This is a genomic window from Jiangella muralis (assembly GCF_001270745.1).
In the GTDB taxonomy this organism is placed as follows: domain Bacteria; phylum Actinomycetota; class Actinomycetes; order Jiangellales; family Jiangellaceae; genus Jiangella; species Jiangella muralis.
This window is the reverse complement of sequence record NZ_KQ434751.1, coordinates 571,125-592,771: the sequence shown is the minus strand read 5'-3', so window position 1 is coordinate 592,771 and position 21,647 is coordinate 571,125. Positions and strand designations below refer to the sequence as shown.

The 21,647-nt window shown below is 70.6% G+C and carries 18 protein-coding genes and 2 pseudogenes; 15 read left to right on the top strand and 5 right to left on the bottom strand.

Annotated features, from left to right (window positions below; all coding sequences use genetic code 11):
- Positions 1-126: 126 nt before the first annotated feature.
- Positions 127-2,559: a hypothetical protein gene (locus tag ACW62_RS02660; RefSeq protein ID WP_157574306.1), complete on the bottom strand. Its 2,433-nt coding sequence runs from the start codon at positions 2,557-2,559 to the stop codon at positions 127-129.
- A gap of 214 nt (positions 2,560-2,773) precedes the next feature.
- On the opposite strand from ACW62_RS02660, the gene ACW62_RS02655 reads away from it, so the two are divergent.
- Together ACW62_RS02655 and ACW62_RS02650 are read left to right on the top strand one after the other, a co-directional pair.
- The gene (locus ACW62_RS02655; RefSeq protein ID WP_053202495.1) at positions 2,774-3,547 is read left to right on the top strand and encodes a DNA/RNA non-specific endonuclease; all 774 of its coding nucleotides are present in this window, start codon (positions 2,774-2,776) and stop codon (positions 3,545-3,547) included.
- Positions 3,544-4,038 carry a hypothetical protein gene (locus ACW62_RS02650; RefSeq protein ID WP_053202494.1) on the top strand — a complete coding sequence of 165 codons (495 nt, stop codon included), beginning with the start codon at positions 3,544-3,546 and terminating at the stop codon, positions 4,036-4,038. The genes ACW62_RS02655 and ACW62_RS02650 overlap by 4 nt, the downstream gene beginning before the upstream one ends.
- Here ACW62_RS02650 and ACW62_RS02645 read toward each other — a convergent pair.
- Both ACW62_RS02645 and ACW62_RS02640 read right to left on the bottom strand, forming a co-directional pair.
- Positions 3,995-4,957: a PucR family transcriptional regulator gene (locus ACW62_RS02645; RefSeq protein ID WP_053202493.1), complete on the bottom strand. Its 963-nt coding sequence runs from the start codon at positions 4,955-4,957 to the stop codon at positions 3,995-3,997. The genes ACW62_RS02650 and ACW62_RS02645 overlap by 44 nt on opposite strands.
- Positions 4,915-5,571: a PucR family transcriptional regulator ligand-binding domain-containing protein gene (locus tag ACW62_RS02640; protein ID WP_053202492.1), complete on the bottom strand. Its 657-nt coding sequence runs from the start codon at positions 5,569-5,571 to the stop codon at positions 4,915-4,917. The genes ACW62_RS02645 and ACW62_RS02640 overlap by 43 nt, the downstream gene beginning before the upstream one ends.
- Before the next feature lie 90 nt (positions 5,572-5,661).
- Here ACW62_RS02640 and ACW62_RS02635 point away from each other — a divergent pair, with 90 nt between their 5' ends.
- A complete protein-coding gene (locus ACW62_RS02635; protein WP_157574304.1) occupies positions 5,662-7,164 on the top strand; it encodes a CoA-acylating methylmalonate-semialdehyde dehydrogenase in 1,503 nt (500 codons plus the stop codon).
- 5 nt (positions 7,165-7,169) lie between these two features.
- Complete coding sequence (locus ACW62_RS02630; RefSeq protein ID WP_083459124.1) at positions 7,170-8,495, top strand: aspartate aminotransferase family protein; 1,326 nt, start codon at positions 7,170-7,172, stop codon at positions 8,493-8,495.
- Here ACW62_RS02630 and ACW62_RS02625 read toward each other — a convergent pair.
- Positions 8,492-9,817 carry an MmgE/PrpD family protein gene (locus ACW62_RS02625; protein ID WP_053202489.1) on the bottom strand — a complete coding sequence of 442 codons (1,326 nt, stop codon included), beginning with the start codon at positions 9,815-9,817 and terminating at the stop codon, positions 8,492-8,494. The two genes, ACW62_RS02630 and ACW62_RS02625, sit on opposite strands and share 4 nt — an antisense overlap.
- Positions 9,818-9,884: 67 nt before the next feature.
- Here ACW62_RS02625 and ACW62_RS02620 point away from each other — a divergent pair, with 67 nt between their 5' ends.
- From ACW62_RS02620 to ACW62_RS02595, 7 genes and pseudogenes are all read left to right on the top strand, one after another.
- Positions 9,885-10,691: a carbon-nitrogen family hydrolase gene (locus ACW62_RS02620; RefSeq protein WP_053202488.1), complete on the top strand. Its 807-nt coding sequence runs from the start codon at positions 9,885-9,887 to the stop codon at positions 10,689-10,691.
- Positions 10,688-11,371, top strand: a pseudogene (locus tag ACW62_RS36435) (DUF2848 family protein); the annotation flags it as partial. The gene ACW62_RS02620 and the pseudogene ACW62_RS36435, both read left to right, overlap by 4 nt.
- 60 nt (positions 11,372-11,431) lie before the next feature.
- Positions 11,432-12,907, top strand: coding sequence for a 4-hydroxyphenylacetate 3-hydroxylase family protein (locus ACW62_RS02615; protein WP_053202603.1), 1,476 nt, complete (start codon positions 11,432-11,434; stop codon positions 12,905-12,907).
- A complete protein-coding gene (locus ACW62_RS02610) occupies positions 12,904-13,272 on the top strand; it encodes a cupin domain-containing protein (RefSeq protein WP_053202487.1) in 369 nt (122 codons plus the stop codon). The genes ACW62_RS02615 and ACW62_RS02610 overlap by 4 nt, the downstream gene beginning before the upstream one ends.
- A gap of 1 nt (position 13,273) precedes the next feature.
- A complete protein-coding gene (locus tag ACW62_RS02605; protein ID WP_053202486.1) occupies positions 13,274-13,792 on the top strand; it encodes a flavin reductase family protein in 519 nt (172 codons plus the stop codon).
- 14 nt (positions 13,793-13,806) lie between these two features.
- The gene (locus tag ACW62_RS02600; protein WP_157574301.1) at positions 13,807-14,847 is read left to right on the top strand and encodes a phosphotriesterase family protein; all 1,041 of its coding nucleotides are present in this window, start codon (positions 13,807-13,809) and stop codon (positions 14,845-14,847) included.
- 13 nt (positions 14,848-14,860) lie between these two features.
- Positions 14,861-15,580, top strand: coding sequence for a TetR family transcriptional regulator (locus ACW62_RS02595; protein WP_053202484.1), 720 nt, complete (start codon positions 14,861-14,863; stop codon positions 15,578-15,580).
- A 606-nt stretch (positions 15,581-16,186) separates the two neighbouring features.
- On the opposite strand, the gene ACW62_RS02590 is transcribed toward ACW62_RS02595, so the two are convergent.
- Complete coding sequence (locus ACW62_RS02590) at positions 16,187-17,587, bottom strand: diaminopimelate decarboxylase family protein (RefSeq protein WP_053202483.1); 1,401 nt, start codon at positions 17,585-17,587, stop codon at positions 16,187-16,189.
- On the opposite strand from ACW62_RS02590, the gene ACW62_RS02585 reads away from it, so the two are divergent.
- The 4 genes and pseudogenes from ACW62_RS02585 (at position 17,506) to ACW62_RS02565 (ending at position 21,619) form a co-directional block, all read left to right on the top strand.
- Entirely contained in the window at positions 17,506-18,624 is a 1,119-nt protein-coding gene (locus ACW62_RS02585) for a transporter substrate-binding domain-containing protein (protein ID WP_083459123.1), read from the top strand. The two genes, ACW62_RS02590 and ACW62_RS02585, sit on opposite strands and share 82 nt — an antisense overlap.
- A 43-nt stretch (positions 18,625-18,667) precedes the next feature.
- Positions 18,668-19,513, top strand: coding sequence for an amino acid ABC transporter permease (locus tag ACW62_RS02580; RefSeq protein ID WP_083459065.1), 846 nt, complete (start codon positions 18,668-18,670; stop codon positions 19,511-19,513).
- A complete protein-coding gene (locus ACW62_RS02575) occupies positions 19,510-20,280 on the top strand; it encodes an amino acid ABC transporter ATP-binding protein (protein WP_205629087.1) in 771 nt (256 codons plus the stop codon). The genes ACW62_RS02580 and ACW62_RS02575 overlap by 4 nt, the downstream gene beginning before the upstream one ends.
- Positions 20,281-20,371: 91 nt before the next feature.
- Positions 20,372-21,619, top strand: a pseudogene (locus tag ACW62_RS02565) (MFS transporter).
- Positions 21,620-21,647: the final 28 nt, after the last annotated feature.

The window sequence follows — 21,647 nt, the reverse complement described above, 5'->3', positions numbered from 1 at the left end:
GGAAGCTCCCAGCGGACGATCATCCGCAAGGTGGGCGCCGAAGTCCCGCGCCGAGGCCTGACGGCTGGCGCGGGACAACGGCTGGATCCAGCCCAGGGGATCGGGCCGGCGGTCAGGGCCGGGCGGTCAGAGGCTGCCGCACTGGCCGGCCCTCGGCCCGTCTGTCTCGTTGGCCGCACCGCCGTCGACCGGCGGCACCTCGTTGCCGGCGCAGCTCAGCGGACCGTCGACGGTGTTGGCGCCGATCCGGACCGGCCCGGCGTTCTGGTTCAGCTCGACCGGCCCATGCACCTCGTTGCCCGCACACCCGTTGCCCGGATCCCCGACGACGGTGGCTCCGGTGGTGCCGGAGATGGCTATCGGCCCATCCACCTCGGTGCCGCAGATCAGTACTGCAGCCGCTCCAGCTGCCCGGATCGGTCCATCGATCACCGACCCGCCGACCACCAGCTGGCCGCCGTCGCCGACGGTCACCGGACCGCCAACGTTCGCCTGGTCGATGCAGGTCACGCCGGCTCCGGCGGCGAGCGGCCCTGGGTGCTCGCCGGTCACCGTCGTCGTGCACGGAACCGGAGCGAACTCGACGCCGATGTCGGCCCGCGGATCGCCGAGCACGAAGCTGAACGACCCGTCACCCCTGTCCTGAGCGATCTTGAGGTACCGGTCGGTGACGGCGAACCCGTCGAACCGGTGCACCAGCCGGCCGCCCTCCACGTGGGAGGAGAAGGACCAGCCGTCGACCTCGGTGTAGTGCTCGTTGTCCGGGCTGCTGAGCACCCGGTAGCTGGCCGCGGTCAGGCGGGTCGCGGTGTCCTCGTCGGTCAACTCGACGGCGGTGACGGCCTGGCCGGCCGGCGGGGTGACCTCGAGGCCGAGGCTGCGCCGCCGGTAGTCGAAGGCCATCCGGCCGGGCGCGCAGGCGCGGTCCCAGTTGGCCACCGACCGGTCTTCCGGCGCGATGTCCAGCTCGGTGTAGCCGATCCGGTAGAAACCGCTGGAGCTGGAGGTGCCGGCCAGTTGCACGACAGATCCGTTGACCACGCCCGCCTCGGCCAGCGTCGCGGCCGGATCGAGCGGCTGCCCGCCCGGTGTCCGCAACGTGAGCGAGTCACCCGGGTGGCAGACCAGGCGGCTGGCCTGCGCCGCGAGCACGTTGCCGACGGTGGTGGTGGCCGCGTAGCTGACTCGGGCGTGCGACATCGGCAGGAACCAGTCGTCGCGGTCGGATCGCTCCACCACGAAGCTCGGCTGCGCCGTCGCCCGTGTCGCCGCAGCATCCGCCTGCGCCTGGCAGGCGGCCGCGTCCGGGGCGTCCTCCAGTACGTTCGCCGCCAGCCGGTACGGCCCGCCGCCGGACTGGATCTGGAAGACGGTCAGCACCCGGCCGTCGTCGAGCCGGTGATAGTCGGGCTCGGCCGAGGTGAAGCTGGCCTGGTTGCGGGGATCGCGGAGGAAGACCTGGCCCTGGAACGAGCTGCCACCGTCGAAGGACACGCTCACTGCCGCCCGGCTGCCCGGGCCGCGGTAGCCCAGCATCAGTTTGGACTGGCCGTCGCCGAGGTAGTCGCTGCAGGGGGCCATCGTGGCGGACAGGGTCGAACCGCCGAGGCCACTGGCCAGCGGTGTGCTCCAGGTCCGGCCGCCGTCAGTGGAGCGGGAGACGTAGAACTGGCCCGACGTCCCGCCGACGCTGATGTCGAACCGGACGAAGGCCACGATGGTGCCGTCCGGCAGCACCTCCAGGGTCGTCTCGTTGGCCCCGCCGGGGAACAGCTCGCCGCCGCCGAACTGGTAGGCCGGCGAGTGCTCGTCCCGCAGAATGCGGTGATACTCCGGCCAGGTCTTGCCGCCGTCGAAGGAGAGCAGCACGCCGGACTCGTACGGGTTCGGGTCGGTCTCCCAGTCCTCCGGCAGCTCGCGGATGCCCCAGATGGTCTGTACCAGGGTGCCGTCGTCGAGTTCCAGGATGCGCCCGCCACCGCCCCATGCCTCCCGGAACTCGACCGGCAGGTCGACCGGCTCGTCGGTGCCGGCCCAGGCATGCCCGTTGTCGGTGGAGCGAGCGACGAACAGGGCCGCCTCCCGGTCGTTGTACGGCACATGGTTCACGCCATCGTTGTACGGCAGCAGGATGGTCCCGTCCCGCAGCGTGGTCATGCCGCGCTGCAGGTGGATGCTGCCACCCGGGAACATGGTCGGCTCGGCGATCACTTCCGACGCACCCCAGGTGCGGCCGTCGTCGGTGGACCGGATCAGCCGGAGCTGGCCGCCCGGGTGGGCGTCCGTGGTGGTGTTGAAGCCGACCAGAAGGTCGCCGTTGGGCGCTTCAGCGAGGGCCGGGCGGAACGCCGGCAGCACGCCGCCGCCAAGGTCCGGGAAGGTGTGCTCCCCGGTCATGTCCCAGGCGTCGACGACGCGCATCGCGGGGTCATCGGCGGCGGTTCCAGCGGCGGAGTCCTCAGCTCCCGCGGGTGTCGCCGCGCCGAGGGCGGCGGCGACGGTGGCGCCCGCCGCGAGCATCGGGAGGAGGTAGTGGCGGCGTGGTCGGCGGCCTCTCATGATCATCTGCGCTCCTTGTCGGAAGATCGCTGACGGTCCTGGCGGTCGTGCGGCACAAGCTAGTGCGTTCCACCAGCTGGAACCTACAGTTCCAAGAGTTCGAACAGGATCGTGCCCGCTGGAACGCCTGTCAAGGGTTGGGGCCAGCGCCGCCTCGACGCCGCGTCGCGCTCGTCGTGAGATCCTGAGGCGACCGAGCAGGGGTGGTGGTCGCGTGAGTGATCGGCCCATCCGGGACGGCGCGGACGGGCTGCGGCAGGTGCGCGACGACGCCGTTCCTCGCGAGGTCGACAGCGTGATCGACATCCTGACCGGCGACGCGGAGAACCTGCGCCGCCTGGTCGAGCGGGCCGCGCGGCGAACGCCCGCGCAGGGCACGGCGGCCGAGCTCGATCCGATCGTGCGCGGCATGCTCGCCGACGTCCGCGGCCTCGGTGACGAGCTCGGCTCGGTCCTGTCGGGGGCGATCGACGAGCTGGAGCAGCTGCCTCGTCGGCCCGTCATCCACATCTCGGGCACCAGCCGGGCCGACGCGCCGATCCGGCGGAACCCGCCGGCCGGCCACGTCATCGTCCTCGACGACCGGTCGGTCGTGTACACCACCGACGAGCAGGCCCGGGTGGTCGTCGCCGAGGCGACACTGACGGGCTCGGCACCCGGGAGGCGGAACACGTACGCGCAGCGGACGCTGACGGGGAAGCTCGAGGGTGACGATGCCGGTCACCTGATCGCCAGGATGCTCGGCGGCATCGGGGACAAGCTCAATCTCGTCCCGATGACCCGGACGCTGAACCGGGAGGAGTTCGCGGCGCTGGAACGCCGCTGGGACCGCGCCGTGCGCCGCGGCAAGCCCGTCGACCTGACGCTGAAGCTGGCGTTCGAGGAGGACTCCCGGCGGCCGCTCTGGATCAGCGTCTACTACACGATCGAGGGCGAGAAGAGCCGTAAGGTGACGCTCTACAACGACCCGCCGGAGGAGACCTCGTGAGCATCCCCGATCAGCCGCTGGAGCAGGCGGTGGGAGCGGCCATGATCGCTGCCGAAGGGGTGCCGGGCGGCTGGACGACGCTGACGCTGGACGTCACCGCCGCCGGCGACCTGATCGAGAGCGGCTTCGAGGCCGGGATGCCCGACGGCGGCACCGTGGATCTCGAACCCCCGGACGACGCCAACCACGCCGCCCGGGCGCTGCGCAAGGCGATGTACGCGCCGGGCGTGGGCACCTGGTGGAACGCCACGTTCACCGTCGACGCCGACAGCAAGGTCGTAAGAGCCACCTACGACTACGACAACCCGCCCCTGGGCGGCATGGTCGACGACGACGATCCCGGCGCCGGCGGCGACGCCGACGACGCGCTGATGCTCAAGGACCACCGGCTGTTCCCCCGGGACGAGGCGCGTCTGCCGGCCTGGCACCCGGCCCGCGCCGGCGGCGTCAGTTCGCGCGGGTCAGTCGATGGTGCAGATCGTAGGCCGTGACGGCGACGCCGATGGAGAGCAGCGACTCGGGTCGGTCCAGGTCGAACCCGGTGATCCGGGCGATGCGGGCGAGCTTCTTGTAGACGGCCGGCCGGCTCAGATGGATGCGCTCGGACAGGCGGGTCTTGCTGCCTCCCAGGTTGACGTACTCGCGGAGAACGTCGACGAGTCCGTCGTCGTGCTCGGCGTCGTGGGCCAGCAACCCGCCCAGCTCGGACTCGACGAATCCCTGCAGCCGGGGATCGTCGTGCAGGAGGGCGAGCAGTCCCGCCAGCCGGACGTCGGAGCTGCGGTAGTACGGCAGCCGCACCAGTGACGACATGCTCGACGCCGCCTCGGCGACCTGTGCCGCGTGGCGGAGCTGGGCGCCGGCGCCGGCGATGTCCGGCTCCGGGTCGGTGACGCCCAGGACGACGTCGGCGCCGTCGAGGGCATCGACCAGGCGATCGATCAGCGCCGGTCGCCGCGTCGAGGGCTGGGCCAGGATCAGGCCCACCTGCCGCTCGTTGAGCGGCCCGATCAGGGCGTCGAGGCGAGCGGAGCGGACGCGTGCCGCCAGCCGTTCGACGAGGTCCCTGACGTGCTGATCGCCGGGCTGGGCAACGGCGGCGACGTACGCAGGCGCGCTCGGCAGGCCGAGGGATTGCGCGCGGACGGCGGCGTCGGCCCGGGTGAGGCGTTCGGCCGCGATCTCGGCGAGAAACCCTCCCTGCGCCTGGAGCTCGAGCGCCAGTTGGTCCCGCTCTGCCATGCGGGCCAACTCCAGCGCCGCGGCGGCCCGCTCCAGGACCATGGCGTGGCGCTCCTCGTCGGCCGGGTCGGCGTGCGGGAGGGCGAGCCGCGCCCACCGTCTGCCGGCCGTGCCGACCGGTGTCGTCAGCCAGCCCTCCGGCCCGGACCGGCTCGTGCGCTCGAGCACCGTGGCGGCTCTGGATCGATTCGCCCAGTTCGCCAGCAGCGCCGCGGGCTTGCGTCCGCGGGCTCGGAACGTGACCACCGAGCGCCCCAGATCCTCCAGGACCACCGAGGTGGCGCACAGGTCGCAGGCGGCGGCGATGATCTGGTCGTGCTGGCGGCCTCCAGGCTGAGCCGGGTGAACGTCTCGTGGACCTCTTGACCGAACTCCAGCTGAACGAGTTGGCCGGACACGATCGCGCGATGGATCTGCTCGGTGATGTCCACGAAGCGCACCTGCCGCGAGACGGAGACCAGCGGCAGGCCGACTCGTTCCGCGGTCGCGACGATGGCGGCGGGGATCGCCGCGAACTCCGGGGCGAGCTCGACCACGAGCCCCACCGCACCGGCGCTGGCCAGGTCCTGGATGTACCTGACGGCCGTGGCGGCGTCCCCGCGCAGGGGGAGACCGGTGGTCAGGATCAGCTCGCCACCGCTCAGGAGCCCGCCGAGGTCGCGCACCTCGCTCACGTGCACCCACCGCACCGGTCGATCGAGGTGCTCGGCACCGGCGCGCACCACGGGCGAGCCCACCTTCAGGCTGGGGGACTCGAGCGCGCGACGGAGCGTGAGGGTCACGCGACCAGGTTACGAGATGTCACACGATCCTGGCGCTGCGATACGGATCGTCACTCCCGCTGCGACGTCCCGAGCGTCATGCTGGCGATCATGACCGCACCCACTGTCACCCATTGGACCGGTACGCCGTACGTGGGCCATGCCGATCGCGTCGAGGACGTGATCAACCCCGCCACCGGGCGGGTGAGCGCCCGCGTCCGCTACGCCGACGTCGAGACCGCGAACGCCGTCGTCTCCGCTGCCGAGCTCGCCGCGCGTGACTGGGGCCGAAGTTCGCTGACGGCTCGGTCGCGGGTGCTGTTCCGGTTCCGGGAACTACTGGACGCCCGTAAGGAGGAGCTCGCGGCGATCATCACCCGCGAGCACGGCAAGATACTGGCCGACGCGCTGGGCGAGGTCTCGCGCGGGCAGGAGGCGGTCGAGTTCGCCTGCGGGATCCCGCACCTGCTCAAGGGGGCGTATTCCGAAGGCGTCTCGACCGGCATCGACGTCCACTCCAAGCGTCAGCCGCTCGGGGTGGTGGGCGTGATCAGCCCGTTCAACTTCCCGGCGATGGTGCCGATGTGGTTCTTCCCGATCGCGATCGCCGCTGGCAACGCCGTCGTGCTCAAGCCCAGCGAGAAGGACCCCTCGGCGTCGATCTGGCTCGCCGAGCTGTGGCGGGAGGCCGGGCTCCCGGCCGGTGTCTTCACGGTCCTCCAGGGGGACAAGGTCGCGGTCGACGCCCTCCTGGAGCATCCGGCCGTCAAAGCGATCAGCTTCGTCGGCTCGACGCCGATCGCCCGATACGTCTACGAGCGGGCCAGCAGCTACGGCAAGCGGGTCCAGGCCCTCGGCGGGGCCAAGAACCACATGGTGGTGCTCCCGGACGCCGACCTGGACGTGGCCGCGGACCAGGCGGTCAGCGCGGGCTTCGGCTCCGCGGGCGAACGCTGCATGGCCATCAGCGTGCTCGTCGCCGTCGGGCCGATCGCCGACGGGCTGGTCGCCAGGATCGCCGACCGCACCCGCTCGCTGCGCACCGGCGACGGAACGCGCGGCACCGACATGGGACCGCTGGTCACCCGGGCGCATCGCGACCGCGTGGCGTCCTTCGTCGACGCAGGCGAAGCGGCCGGCGCCGAGCTCGTCGTCGACGGCCGCGCACCGCAGGTCGACGGCGACTCCAGCGGCTTCTGGCTCGGCCCCACACTGTTCGATCACGTGACGCCCGACATGGAGATCTACACCGAGGAGATCTTCGGGCCCGTCCTCAGCATCGTCCGGGCCGGGTCGTACGACGAGGCGGTGCGGCTGGTCAACGCCAACCCGTACGGCAACGGCGTGGCGCTCTTCACCAGCAGCGGGACGGCGGCACGGGCGTTCGAGCGCGACGTCGAGGTCGGCATGGTCGGTGTCAACGTTCCGGTTCCGGTGCCGATGGCCTACTACTCCTTCGGCGGCTGGAAGCAGTCGCTGTTCGGCGACCAGCACGCGCACGGCACCGATGGCGTTCAGTTCTTCACCCGCGGCAAGGTCGTCACGACGCGCTGGAACGACCCGGCTGCGAAGCCCGGCGGTGGGCTGGAGCTGGCCTTCCCGCAGAACCGGTGAGCACCATGACCAGTCGCTCCTACGAACTCGATCGGGCCCACGTCTTCCACTCGTGGTCGGCCCAAGCCGGCCTCGATCCGCTCGTCATCACCAAGGCGCTGGGGTCGACCGTCTGGGACGACGCCGGCAACCGCTATCTGGACTTCGCCTCCCAGCTCGTGTTCACCAACATCGGCCATCAGCATCCGCACGTCGTCGCGGCGATCCAGGAGCAGGCGGCGACCCTGTGCACCATCGCGCCACAGCACGCCAACGCCGCCCGCTCGGAGGCGGCCCACCTCATCGCCGGACTCGCGCCGGAGGCACTCGACCACGTGTTCTTCACCAACGGTGGTGCGGAGTCCGTCGAACACGCCGTCCGGATGGCCAGGCTGCACACCGGCCGGATCAAGGTCCTGTCGCGTTACCGCAGCTACCACGGTGGTACCGCGACCGCGGTCAACGTCACCGGCGACCCGCGCCGCTGGCCCAGCGACTACGGCTCCGGGGGCACCGCGAAGTTCTTCGGGCCGTTCCTGTACCGCTCGGAGTTCGATGCCACGACCGAGGACGAGGAGTGCCGGCGCGCGCTCCGCCACCTGCGGCGCACCGTCGAGCTCGAAGGTCCGGCCACCGTCGCGGCGATCGTCCTCGAGACCATCCCGGGCACGGCGGGCATCATGCCTCCGCCGCCCGGCTATCTCGCCGGCGTGCGCGAGATCTGCGACGAGCACGGCATCGTGATGATCCTGGACGAGGTGATGACCGGCTTCGGGCGCACCGGCACCTGGCTGGCGCTCGACCACGACGGTGTGCGTCCCGACCTCATCACCTTTGCCAAGGGCGTCACCTCCGGCTATGTCCCGCTCGGTGGCGTCGTGATCTCCCGCGAGATCTACCAGACCTTCGCCCATCGTCCCTATCCCGGCGGCCTCACCTACTCCGGCCACCCGCTCGCCTGCGCGGCGGCCGTCGCCACGATCCAGGTCATGCGCGATGAGCGCATCGTCGAGCGGTCGGCGCAGGTCGGCGGCGAACTGCTCGGCCCCGGCCTGCGCGCCCTTGCCGAGCGGCACCCCTGCGTCGGCGAAGTACGCGGACTCGGCACGTTCTGGGCGCTCGAACTCGTCAGCGACCAGGCGACCAAGGCACCGCTGGCGCCGTACGGGGGGAGCAGCCCGGCGATGGACGCGATCATGGCGGCCTGCAGGAGCGAGGGCCTGCTTCCGTTCGCGAACTTCAACCGCATCCACGTCGTCCCGCCCTGCAATGTCTCGGACGCCGACGTCGCGGCGGGACTCGAGATCCTCGACCACGCGCTCGAGCTCGGCGATGCCGAGGTGCCGGGCTAGTGTCCGCGCGCGACACGTACGAGCGGGTCCTTGTCGGGATCGCCCCACAAGGCGTCTCGCAGTGAGTTCGGCACGGAGGGTGCGTGCTCGAGTCCGGCGATGTCGGCGGCCAGGGCGGCGTGACGCCGGCGGGCCGAGGGGTCGTCGGGCAGCAGGGAGTCCAGCTGCAGCCGCAGCGCCGTCAGGCTGACGGTCGAGGGGACGGCGTCGGGCGTGAGGACCCGGGCGGGCGCCGCGCCCCGGACGTGGACGTCGAGGCGCGCGCTCGCCGGTTCGACCCCAGGGTCGCCGTGGAGCCGGACGCGGCGGGCGAGGTCCACCACTCGCGGATCGCTGCCCGGCGCGAGGACCTGGTCGTGCGTCAGGGTGCCGTGGATGAGAGCCGCGGCGACGCAGAAGGTTCCGCTCATCATCGCTGCGACCGGCCGGTCCGCCGCCGGGTTGGTGATCCCCGGGTAGGCGATGTCGGCGTCGTTGAGCCAGACGACCACGTGGTCGATGTCCTCAGCCGCGGTGTCCAGGTCGGCCCGCGCTCGGCAGGCCAGCGCGACGGCGGTCTGAAGGATGTTGCACGCCGGGTAGCGCTTGTAGGACGCCAGGTCGATGGCCCAGCGCTCGGACGAAGCACCGGGTCCGGCCGCCGGGAGGGCCGGGCCCGGCGAGGAGGCGACGTCGTCCTCGAGCGGCGCCTGAGCGCCACGTAGCCCGGCCGCGGCGAGGTTGCTGGCGAGAAGGCCGGCATGGCTGGCCCGGCCGAGCTGCACCAGCCAGTCGTCGGAACCCTCGACGAGGGTCGCACTCGCCCCGGCGGCGATGTCCGCGACGAGGCGGACGGACTCTGCCAACTGGTGCGACGGCATCGACCGGAGCAGGCCCGCCGACACCGTCGCTCCGATCGCACCGAAGAGCACCGACGGCCTCGCGCCCCTGGCCAGGATCCGCGGAAGGTGCCGTGCGCCGATCGACGAGCCGACCTGCCAGCCGATCGCCACCGCCCGGAGGAAGTCGGCACCGGTGACGGTGGGTGGTGCAACGGCGAGGGTCGGGATGACGGCCGCTCCCAGGTGCGCCTGCGAGGGCTCGTCGTTGGAATCCATGGCAAGCGCGTGGATCCGCATGCCCCCGAGCAGGGCCCGCAGGTGAACGCCGTCCGTGGACCGCGTGACCGCCGAGCGCACCTGGCGCCAGAGCTCGCCGTCCGCGAGCTGAGCCATCGTGAGGTCGTTGAGCAGGACCTTCCTGGTGCTCTCGTACACCTGCTTCGGCACCGGCCCGGCGTAGGCGACCTGTGCCCACTCCGCGGCGTCCTTCACGGTGGTCATCGCCGGCCCCTTCCCTCGAACGTCGTCGTCGTTGCACAGTGTACAAGAGCGATGTACGCTGTTCAGCATGAAGATCTCGCTGGTGCAGGTGGCGAGCCCGGCCGACGAGCCTGTGCCGGACCGGATCGAGCGCGTCGGGGAGATGGTCGCCACCACGTCCGCCGACCTCGTGATCCTGCCCGAGTTGTGGGGTCCCGGGTACTTCGCGTTCGACGAGTACGAGGAGCGCGCCGAGCCGATGACCGGGCCGACCGTCGCGGCGGCGCGCGACTGGGCGCGGGGCCTGGCCTGCCACCTGCACCTGGGCAGTTTTCTCGAGCGCGACGCGGCGGGCCTGCACAACACGGCCGTGCTGATCGACCCCGGCGGCGAGATCGTGCACACCTACCGGAAGATCCACGTGTTCGGGTATCAGTCCCGGGAGGCGGAGCTGCTGGTCCCCGGCGACTCGGTGGGTGTGGCACGGACCGGTCTTGGCCCGGTCGCGGCGACGACCTGCTACGACCTCCGCTTCCCGGAACTGTGGAGAGCGCTCGTGGACGCGGGCGCCCAGACCGTCGTCGTCCCGGCAGCCTGGCCCGCGGTGCGCCTCCAGCACTGGCAGGTGCTGACCCAGTGCCGTGCGCTCGAACAACAGGTCCTGGTCTGCGCGGTCAACGCCGTCGGCCGGCAGGGCGGGGTCGAACTCGGCGGCCACAGCCGCGTCGTGGATCCCTGGGGCCGCGTCCTCCTCGAGGCCGGCACCGGCGAAGGCGTGTTCACCTGCGAGGTCGCCGACGGCCTCGTCCCCGCGACGCGGGCGGAGTTCCCCGTCCTCGGCGACCGGGTTTCATCCATCGACATCACCACGACCAGGAGAGACGTCGCCCCATGACTTCTTCGAGCTCGCCGACTCGCGAACCGGCCACCAGCCACCGCACCGCCGAGGTCGACCTGCGGCTGGCCGGGGACGGGTCGCTCGTGCGTCTGATCGCGCCACGCGTCGTGGTGGCCGGCTACACGGGGAGGGACCGGTCCGCCGTCGAGCGGCACATCGAAGAACTGGCGGCGATCGGTGTCCCGCCCCCGGACTCGGTGCCGTCGTTCTACCAGCTGCCCACCGAGCTGCTGACCACCGCGGCCTCGATCCGCGTCGCCGGGATCGACACGTCAGGCGAGGTCGAGCCGGTCCTGGTGCGGGCACAGGGGCGCTACTACCTCGGTGTGGGGTCCGACCACACCGACCGAGCCGTCGAGACCCGCAGCATCGCCGAGGCGAAGCGTGCCTGCCCCAAGCCGCTGGGTGCGAAGGTCGTCGCCCTCGGCCCGGATCCGGCCGCCTGGGAGTGGGACCGCATCGCGGTCAGGTCCGAGGTCGACGGCCGGCACTACCAGGACGGCGCGCTCGCCTCGATCCGCAGACCCGAGGACCTGCTCGAGCGCCTTCGACGCGCCGTCGGAGACATCGACGGCGACTTCGTTCTGTACTGCGGCACCGTTCCGCTTCGCGACGGCACGTTCGTCGTGGGGTCGAGGTGGACGGTGTCGCTCACCCTGCCCGACGGCGTCGCGCTCACGCACACCTACCTCAGCAGCACGGACGGCGCCGAACGCGCCGTCCAGGAAGGACGACCCATGCGCACCGGTGGCGACTACCTCGCCGCGCTCGCCGACGACCGGGAGATCTACGTCGACGGCGAGCGGGTGTCCGACGTGGCCGGGCATCCGGCGTTCGCGCCGATCGCCCGCACCGTCGCCGAACTCTTCGACCTCGCGGCCGCTCCGGACTCGGGCATGACCCACCGCGACGCGGAGACCGGGCGACCGGCCAATGTCGCCTTCGGGGTGCCGCGGAGCAGCCAGGACCTGCGCGCACGTCGTGCCGCCCACGAGACCTGGGCCCACCACACGCGTGGCTGGGTAGGGCGCAGCCCCGACCACGTCGCGGCGTTCCTGGCCGCCTTCGCCGCGCATCCGGGCTCGTTCGGGACCGAACCGCACGCCTTCGGTGACAACGTCGTCCGCTATCACCGGCGCGTCCTGGAGGAGAACCTCTACGTGTCGTACGCGATCATCCCGCCGCAGGTCTCGCGCGCGACCACCGCCCACGAGTGGGAGGGCGAATTCGTCCAGGCGGGTGTGGTCGAGGAGCGCGCGGAGGGGATCGTGATCCGTGGAGCCCAGATGCTCGCCACCGGCGCCGCCGTGGCCGACGAGTTGTTCGTCTCGTGCATCAAGCCGCTGACGCCCGAGGACCGGGACTTCGCCGTCGCGTTCGCCGTCCCCGTCGCGACCCCCGGCCTCAAGCTGTACTGCCGGCGTCCCTACGCCACGGCCGCGAGCAGCGCGTTCGACTACCCGCTGTCGTCGAGGTACGACGAAACCGACGCCCTGGTCGTCTTCGACGACGTGCTCGTCCCGTGGGAGCGCGTGTTCGTCGACCGCGACGTCGCCGCTCTCCGTCGCATGTTCTACGAGACCGGCGCGCACGTGCTCGGCAACTGGCAGGCGCAGATACGGTTCGTCGTCAAGCTCAGGTTCATCGCCGGGCTGGCGCGCAAGATCGCCGCCGTCAACGGGGTCGACCGGATTCCCGGCGTCCAGGAGAAGCTCGGCGAGCTCGCGAGCATCGCCTCCCTGGTCGAGTCCGCCGTCGACGCGGCCGAGTTCAGGGCCGCACCGGACGAGGCCGGCATGTGGCGCCCCGACGCGCGGTCGGTGTACGGCGCCATGGGGCTGCAGGCCGAGCTCTATCCGCGGGTCCTCGCGATCCTGCGCGAACTCGCGGGCGGCGGAGTGCTCCAGCTGCCGTCCAGCGTCCTCGACCTCCGCAGCGCCCGGACGCGATCCGACATCGACAGGTACATCCAGTCTCCGGGGGTCCCGGCGGAGGAGCGCATCAAGCTGTTCAAGCTCGCCTGGGACGTCGTCGGCTCCGAGTTCGGCGGCCGGCACCTGCAGTACGAGATGTTCTACGCCGGCGCCCCCTTCGTCGCGAAGGGCCACGCGTTCCGGAACTACGGGTACGACGCGCTGGTGGCCGACGTCGACGCGTTCCTCGCGACCTATGACGCACAGCAGCCGACCACGATCGGAGGCGGCGAGGCGTGAGCAAGCCCGAGCACGAGTTCTTCCCGGCCGCGACGGTCGAGTTCACCCGGTGCGCCGGAGACGTTCCCCAGCTCACCGAGCGGATCCTCGCCGCTGACGCCGCCGACGGCGTCGCCACCAGAATCCTTCGCTTCGAGCCGGGTACCGACACGACGCCCAACGGTGTCCAGGTGCACGACTTCTGGGAGGAGGTCTACATCGTCGAGGGCTCGCTCACCGACCTGCGCCTGAACCAGACCTTCGTCGCCGGGAGCTATGCGTGCCGGCCACCGGGTATGCCGCACGGTCCGTGGCGCAGCGACGACGGTTGCCTGACCTTCGAGGTGCGCTACCGCACTGGTCCCGGTCGCACCCGGACCGCGTGACATGGACGCCGCGACGCACGTCGAGCCGCTGGCGATGAGGAGCGCGATGGGCCGTTTCGCCACGGGCGTCGCGGTCATCACCACCCAGGCGCCGGACGGTGCCGCTCACGGTATGACCGTCAACTCGCTGACGTCGGTCTCGCTGGAACCGCCGCTGCTCCTGGTGTGCTTCAACCGCGGGGCACGGACCGGCGAGGCGATCGTGGAGTCGGGCCGGTTCGCCGTCAACATCCTGTGCCGGCGCCAGCAGCCGATCGCCATGCGCTTCGCACGGCGAGGTGAGGACCACTTCAAGGGCCTCGACCTCGCCTACGGCGAACAGGGCGTTCCCGTCGTGCCGGGTGCCCTGGCCCAGCTCGAGTGCGCCGTCGACCGCGTCGTGGAAGCGGGCGATCACACCGTCGTCTTCGGAGCTCCCCTGAGCATCCGGGAACGAGACGGCGAGGCGCTCGGGTACTTCAGCGGGCGGTTCAGCGACATCGAGCCGCACGGCCACGAGCGACCGGGTTGGTCCTTCTGACGTTGGAGAGCACCATGACGGTCGACACCGTTCTCGGTCCCATCGATCCGGCCGAGCTGAGCCATGTGCAGACGCACGAGCACCTCCTGTGGAGCCTCGCGACCCCGACGACGCCGTGGGCGCAGCTCACCGCCGTCGCCGACGTGGACGAGATCACGCTGCAGAACCGCTACTGGGTCCGGCGGCACCACCCGGGCATCGACCTGGTGCAGTCCGACGCCGACCTCGCGATCCAGGAGCTGAACGCCTACCGCGAGAGCGGGGGAGGCACGATCGTCGACGCGACCTGCGTCGGAATCGGCCGCGATCCGCTTCGCCTCCGCGAGATCTCGCTGCGGTCGGGCGTGCAGGTGGTGATGGGGTCCGGCTACTACACGCACTACTACCATCCGCCGTGGCTGCGCGAGCAGAGCGCGGAGCGGATCGCCGACGACCTGGTCGCCGAGCTGACGCACGGCGTCGGCGACACCGGGATCAAGCCCGGGATCATCGGTGAGATCGGGATGAGCTGGCCGGCGCACCCCGAGGAACTCAAGGTGCTCGACGCCGCCCTGACGGCAGCGGCGGTCACCGGCCGCCCGGTCCTCATCCACCCCGGCCGCGACCGGATGGCCCCCTTCGAGCTGATGGACCTCGTCGACGAGCGTGGCATCGACCCGGCCCGGATCGTGATGTGCCACGTCGACCGGACCCTGTTCGACCCCGCCGACGTCCTCGCCCTCGCCCGGCGTGGCTGCTACGTGGAGTTCGACATGTTCGGACGTGAGGCCAGCTACTATCCCTTCGCGGACATCGACATGCCGAACGACGCGGGCCGGCTCGACCTGATCGCGGCCGCCTGTGCCGCCGGATTCGGCGACCAGCTGCTGCTCGCCCAGGACGTGTGCCACAAGACGAGCCTGCGACACTATGGGGGCGAGGGCTACGCGCACATCCTCGACCACGTGGTGCCGCTCATGCACCGCAAACTCGAGGACCCCGCGTGGGTACGAGCGCTGACGACGTCGAATCCCGCGCGGATGCTCTCACCTGCTGGCGGCCGACGAACGAAATGAGTTGAGAGACCCAGTGGCCAACCGGAGTCGCCCCACCCGCGCGAAGAAGAAGGGAGCGGCCGAGCGCCCTCCGATCACCGTCGACCAGATCCTTGACGCCGCGCTCGAGATCGTCGACACCGAGGGGATCGACGCGCTGGGCATGCGGCGCGTCGCCGGTGACCTCGGGGTCTACCCGCAGACGCTCTACTGGCACCTCGGCAACAAGGCGCAACTGGTCGCCCTGCTGTTCCAACGGGTCCTGGACGGCGCGGACATCCCGTCGCCAGAGGGGCACGAGTGGGACCGCTGGCTGAAGGCCACCGCGATCGAGGTGCGGCGCGCCCTCGGCGAGCACCCGCACCTCGCCCCGGTGTTCGCCTCCACGATGCAGGTTAGCTCGCCCTCGCTTCGCCTGGCCGAACTGACGCTGCGCGCGCTCAGCGCCGCGGGCTTCTCGGGACACCAGCTCCTCACCGTCTACAACGCCTACATGGGATCCGTCTTCGGCTGGATCTCGACCGAGTTCTCCGCCCAGCCGCTGGACGCGGACGACGCCTGGCAGGACGAGTTCCGTGAGCACCTGCGGTCGGTCGGGGACGAGGCGCCCACGATCTCGGGCAACTACGACCTGCTCGCCAACAAGGCGTTCATGCTGCGCTGGGGCTCCGGAGTCACGAACGAGATGACGGACAGCTTCGACCTGATGGTCGAGAGCCTGCTCAAGGGATTCGCCTCGATGCGCGAGGGCTAGGACCTCGCAGAACGCGCGGCGATCGGCGCTCGCGGACGCCGCCTGATCAACAGGCCTTAGCTCCGCTCGGTCTCCGAAACTCCGACACTCGAACCGAGTTTGATCGATGTGAGAACGCTGTCGTGTCCGCGACAGTGATGTCGCGTCGTTTCCGCAGCGATCTCACATCGATCTCGGCCGCGACGACTGTGCCCCCTGGCGCGTCACTGGGTGGGATCACTGTGCGTGCTGGGTGGCGTTGCTGTTGTCAGAGCAGCAGTGATCCGCCCCACCTGGCGCAGCGATCTCACACCGTGAGTTGGGGATCGCGCCGGTCGGGCCGGTCGACTCGGTCGGGCCGGGCTTCTCGTTGGCTGGCCGACCGTGCGCCCGGGTCTGCCGCGTTCGCTGGGGGGGTCGCCACGTTGGCCGTCCCCCTGATAGCTGCCCGTTCTTGGCCGCGGTGCCGCGGCTGAGAACATGGGCAGCAGGGGGACGGCCCACTGCCGCCAAGCGGCCAACACGGCGAGCAGCCCGGCCAACGCAGCGCCCCCGCCAACTGCCGCACCAGCCGGTATCGCCGATGAGACGTCCACACGATCAAATCGGACTCAACACCAAACGAAGCTAGTGGGGGAGCGGCGCGAAGTCGTCGACGAGGTCCGCCTCCGTTCGCCGGCGGCGCACCTGGTGCGCCGTCCCGTCCCGCACGATCACCGATGCCGGCACGGGGAACGAGCAGTACTCCGTGGAGACGGACTCGCAGTAGGCGCCCTGGTCCAGGAGCGCGACCAGGTCGCCCTGCCGGAGGTCGGGCAGCAGGGCCGGCTGGCTGACGCTGTCGGGAGCGCAGGTCGAGCCCGCGACGTCGATCAGGACCGAGCACGGCTCGTTCATCCGCGCCGCGGCCAGGACGGGATGGTGCATGTCAACCATCAGCCGCCGGACGAAGTGATAGCCCGAGGTCCGTTCGAGGAAGGCCCAGTCCCGTTCGTCGCGGCCGAGGAGGACCTTCTTCCTGATCCCGACCTCGGCCAGGAACACGCCGGCGTTCGACGTCACGAACCCGCCGGGCTCGATCCACACCTCCGGAGTCGCCAGTCCGTGACGCCGGAGGAGGTCGTCCAGATGGCCCGCCGTCGCCGCGACCGAGTCGCCCAGCGCGGGCATGTCGGTCACGCCCCGCGGGCCGTAGCCGGTGTCGGTCGCGATCCGGAAGCCCCCGCCGAGGTTGAACACGCGGATCTCCGACCCCGCGACCTCGCGCGCGTGCACCGCGATGTCGACGAGCTGCTCGACGACGCGCCGGCGGCGTTGAAGGTCGAGTCGCGCCGAGTACTCGAGGTCGAACGCGGTGAACCCCAGGTGATGGTGCAGCCCGGCCAACTCCAGCCCGTCGGTGCTGCCGATCCGGTCGATGGCCCGCAGCACCTCGTCCTGGGACATCCCGAACTTCGTCTCCATCTCCGAGCGCAGCATGCCGGCGTCGTCGTGATGGCGGGTCAGGTCGGTGGCCACCCGGAGAGCGACGTTCACCGTCCTGCCGTCGAGCTGGCGGATCAGTTTCGTCAGCTCGGCGGTCGAATCGATGTTGATCGCGGCGACGCCGGACGCGACCGCCCAGCGAAGGTAGGAGTCGGTCTTGCAGTTGCCGTTGACCACCAGCCGGCTGGGATGCACCCCGGCGCGCTCGGCGAGCAGTGCGTGGCCCTCGGAGGCGACGTCGACCATGGCGCCCTCGGCGGCCACCACCTGAAGCACCTGCGGAGACGGGTTCGCCTTGCTCGCGTAGACGACCCGGGTCCGCAGCGGTGCGTGCGTGAACGCCTCGTGGATCGTCGACAGGTTGGTCCGGATCGTCGCGTCCGAGAGCACCCAGAGGGGAGCGCCGAACCGCGCGACCAGGTCACTCGCGCGGGCGCCGTCGATCAGCAGGTGACCGTCCGGTGACGCGTCGAGCGCGACGTCGTGGGGGCGAAGCCGGTCGCGGGACGTCATCGCGGCGGACCCGGCGGTGTTCGTCTGCATGCCAACCCATCCTTTGCGTTGAGGGCGGCGGCACCCGCCGGCCCGAGCTATTGCACACCGTACAACACTCTTGTACGGTGTTCCGACCGACGTTTGGATGGAGGTCCATCGTGAAGTCGAGTGTTCGCGCCCTGGGTTCCTTGGCGGGTTGCGTCGCGTTGTTCGCGACGTTGTCCGGCTGCGGTTCCGACACCGTCTCCGACGGGTCGCCGGAGAACGACACCGCGAGTGCCGATGAGGAGCTGAGGGCGTTGCTGCCCGCGGACATCAGGGAGGCCGGCAGGCTCACGGTCGCGACGCCGTACGGCGTGCCGCCGTCGATCTTCGTGGACGATCAGGGTCACCCCACCGGCATCGCCTACGACCTCGGGCAGGCGATCGGCGCGCAGCTGGGCGTCACGATGGAATGGCACGAGCTGGCCTTCGCCAGCGTCATTCCCGGGCTTCAGTCCGGCAAGTACGACCTGTCGATGGGCGTCATCGCCGATTCCCCCGAACGCCACGAGATCCTCGACTTCGTGGACATGGTCGGCAATCGCGCCGTCTTCCTGCTGAAGAAGTCCAACCCGGCCGGAATCTCCGATCTGACGACCATCTGTGGCCGGACCGTCGGCGCGCTCACCGGCGCCTACCACGTCCAGGTGCTCAACGACGCCAGCAAGGCCAGCTGCGAGGGCGACGATGTCACCGTCAAGGAGTACCCCTCCAACAGTGACGCTCAGGCACAGGTCGCTTCGGGCCAGATCGACGCCCTTCGTGGGCCCGAGCTGGTGCTGAACCACACCGCGCAGACCGCCGGCGATGGTGCCGTCTTCGAGATCACCGAGGCCGGCGAGTCCGACAACCCGTTCGGGATCGCGATGCAGAAGGATCGCGGGGACCTTGCGGAGGCGATCCAGGGTGCCCTGGTCGAGCTGCACAGGAACGGCGAGTACCAGAAGATCCTGGAGAAGTACGACGCCCCGGCCAGCGCGACGCTGTCAGAGCCGCAGATCGCGATCAACGGGGCGGGCACCTCCGCCTTCCCGGCCGAGTAGCGCTTGCGTGCCGGCGATCGACGCGGAGACGAGAAGTGGCGGCATGAGCATCGACGATTCGGCGGCCCCGAGAATCGCGCGGCGGCGACCGTACCTGAGCTGGCTGGCCCTCGTGGTCGTGCTGGTGCTCATCGTCGGCGCCATCAGGTCCGTCGCGAACAACCCGTACATCGACTGGAGCGTCACCAGGCAGTACCTGTTCAATGACCAGGTACTGACCGGCGTGTGGATGACCGTCCGCCTCGCGGTGATCTCGATGCTGCTCGGCATCGTCCTCGGCATTCTGGTCGGGCTCGCCCGGCTCTCGCGCAACCGGCCGCTGGCGCAGGTGGCGGCGTCGTTCATTCTCCTGATCAGGGGAGTGCCGGTGCTCGTGCAGTTGCTGATCTGGGGGAACATCGGCCTGTTCGTCCAGACGGTGAAGATCGGTGTGCCGTTCACCCCGATCGAGTTCTGGTCGTCGCCGGCCAACGACCTCATCGTCCCCTTCGTCGCGGCCACGATCGGCCTGGCGCTGCACGAGGCCGCGTACATGGCCGAGATCATTCGCAGTGGTGTCCTGTCGGTGGATCGCGGCCAGTCGGAGGCGGCTGCCGCGCTGGGGATGCGGCCGGGACGGATCATGCGGCGTATCGTCCTGCCGCAAGCGCTGCGGGTGATGATTCCGCCCACCGGCAACCAGTTCGTCACCCTGGTCAAGGGCACCAGCCTCGTCTCGGTGATCGCCGGCGGCGACCTGCTCACCCAGACGCAGAACATCGCCGCCACCAGTTACCGGATCATCGAGATGCTCGCGGTCGCGACGTTCTGGTACCTGGTCCTCGTCGGCCTGGCAGGCGCGTTGCAGGTCGTGCTCGAGCGCTGGGCAGGGAAGGGCCACACCCGATGAACCAGCAGGATCCGATCATCGAAGCTCGCGACATCCACAAATCGTTCGGCCAGGTCACCGTCCTGACCGGCGTCGACCTCGAGGTGTGGCCGGGCGAGGTCGTCTGCCTCATGGGAGCGTCGGGATCCGGCAAGACCACGCTCCTGCGCATGATGAATCATCTGGAGACGCCCGACCGCGGCACGATCCGCGTCGGCGGCGATCTCATGGGCTACCGGTTGCACAAGGGTCGCCTGCACGAGCTGTCGCCCAGCAGGGTGGCCGATCAACGCCGGCAGATCGGCATGGTGTTCCAGCACTTCAACCTCTTCGGGCACAAGACCGTGCTCGAGAACGTGATCGAGGCGCCCGTGGGTGTCCTCGGGCTACGCAGGTCGGCTGCGATCGAGCGGGCTCAGGACCTGCTCGCCAAGGTGGGCATGCACGAGCGCGCCGACGCCTATCCGGCTCAGCTCTCGGGCGGTCAGAAGCAGCGGGTCGCCATTGCCCGGGCGCTGGCGATGGAGCCGAAGGTGATGCTGTTCGACGAGCCCACGAGTGCGCTCGATCCCGAGCTCGTCGGCGGCGTGCTCGCGGTGATGCGTGAGCTGGCCGCCTCCGGCATGACGATGGTGGTGGTCACGCACGAGGTCGGCTTCGCCCGCGGTGTCGCGGACCGGATCGTGCTCATGTCGGACGGCGTCATCGTGGAGAGCGGGCCGCCCGACGAGGTTCTGGACCGGCCCAGACACGAACGCACCCGCCGGTTCCTCAGTGCGATGCGCTGACGACGGCAGCGGGACACCTCGCCGGAACCGTCCCTCTGCTGACAGCAGAGCGGTGCCGGTGGGGGCGCGGTCCAGGCCGTAGGCTCCTGCGGTGGGTGAGCGGCAGCCGCTGGGGCGGGCGTTGAGCAACGTCGTGGCGGCGAACGTCAGCTCGAGCCTCGGCGACGGCATCGCGAAGGTCGCGGCACCCCTGCTGGCCGCGCGGCTGACCGGCGATCCGCTGCTCGTCGCCGGTATCGCGGCGGTGGCGATGCTGCCGTGGCTGATCTTCGCCATCCCGGCCGGGATCCTGCTGGACCGCGTCGACCGGCGACGCGCGATGGCCCTCGCCAACGGGGCGCGGGCGCTCCTCGCCGTCCTGTTGCTGGTGCTGTTCGCCACGGACGCGTTGACGATCTGGTGACTCTACCTCGTCGTGTTCGTCTACGGGGCGCTCGAGACGGTCTACGACGGCGCACTGCGGGCGGTGCTGCCGTCGATCGTCGCCAAGCCGGACCTGCCGCGGGCGAACTCGCGGATCGAGGGCGGCGAGATCGTCGTCGAGCGGTTCCTGTCCGGCCCGCTGACCTCGGCGCTGTTCGCGGTGTCGGTGGTGGTGCCGCTCGGCATCAACGCGCTGACGTACGCGGTCGCCGGCGTGCTGGCCGTCTTCCTCCCCACGGCGGCGGCCGGCACCCACCGCGGCGACCCGGGGGAGCCGCACGTCGCCTGGTATCGGCAGTTCACCGTGGGCTTCCGCTACCTCATGGGCCACCCGATGCTGCGGAAACTGTGGCTGATCAGCGTGGTGGTCGGCCTGCTCTTCTCGGCCGCCACGGCGACGGTGGTGCTCTACGTGCTGAACCGGCTCGGGCTGCCGGAGGCGTGGTACGGCGCGTTCATCCTGGCCGGTGCGGTGGGCTCACTCGGTGCCGCCGCTCTGACCAACCGGCTGAAGGAGCGGTACCGGGCCGGGCCGGTGATGGCCGTCGCGCAGACGGTGGCGCTGCTGGCGCTGGTGCTGATGGGCGCTGTCCCGGTGCTCGGCGTGGTCGCGTTCGGCTATCTCGTCTCCGCCGGCGGCACGACGGTGTGGAACATCCTGGTCATGTCGCTGCGTCAAGCCGCCATCCCGAGCCGCCTGCTGGGCCGGGTGCACGGCACCTGGCGCACGCTGCTGTGGGGCACCATGCCGCTCGGGTCGTTGTTGGGCGGAGTCCTGGGCCGGATCGATCTGCGGGCCCCGTTCCTGATCGCGGGCGGTGCCGCGACGCTGGTCACGCTCGCATCGTTCCGCTTCCTGGCCGGTCTGCCCAACCCGGAGGACCTCGACGACGCGGACGCGATCAGCCCACCGTGAGGTGGAGATCGCGCCCGCCCACATGTCG

Excerpts from the sequence above, each read along its gene's own strand:
- ACW62_RS02580 (WP_083459065.1), top strand. The coding sequence starts at position 18,668 with ATGAGCATCGACGATTCGGCGGCCCCGAGAATCGCGCGGCGGCGACCG.
- ACW62_RS02615 (WP_053202603.1), top strand. The coding sequence starts at position 11,432 with ATGCGCACCGGTGGCGACTACCTCGCCGCGCTCGCCGACGACCGGGAG.
- ACW62_RS02660 (WP_157574306.1), bottom strand. The coding sequence starts at position 2,559 with ATGAGAGGCCGCCGACCACGCCGCCACTACCTCCTCCCGATGCTCGCG.
- ACW62_RS02635 (WP_157574304.1), top strand. The coding sequence starts at position 5,662 with ATGACCGCACCCACTGTCACCCATTGGACCGGTACGCCGTACGTGGGC.
- ACW62_RS02625 (WP_053202489.1), bottom strand. The coding sequence starts at position 9,817 with ATGACCACCGTGAAGGACGCCGCGGAGTGGGCACAGGTCGCCTACGCC.
- ACW62_RS02620 (WP_053202488.1), top strand. The coding sequence starts at position 9,885 with ATGAAGATCTCGCTGGTGCAGGTGGCGAGCCCGGCCGACGAGCCTGTG.
- ACW62_RS02590 (WP_053202483.1), bottom strand. The coding sequence starts at position 17,587 with ATGCAGACGAACACCGCCGGGTCCGCCGCGATGACGTCCCGCGACCGG.
- ACW62_RS02630 (WP_083459124.1), top strand. The coding sequence starts at position 7,170 with ATGACCAGTCGCTCCTACGAACTCGATCGGGCCCACGTCTTCCACTCG.
- ACW62_RS02605 (WP_053202486.1), top strand. The coding sequence starts at position 13,274 with ATGGACGCCGCGACGCACGTCGAGCCGCTGGCGATGAGGAGCGCGATG.
- ACW62_RS02600 (WP_157574301.1), top strand. The coding sequence starts at position 13,807 with ATGACGGTCGACACCGTTCTCGGTCCCATCGATCCGGCCGAGCTGAGC.
- ACW62_RS02575 (WP_205629087.1), top strand. The coding sequence starts at position 19,510 with ATGAACCAGCAGGATCCGATCATCGAAGCTCGCGACATCCACAAATCG.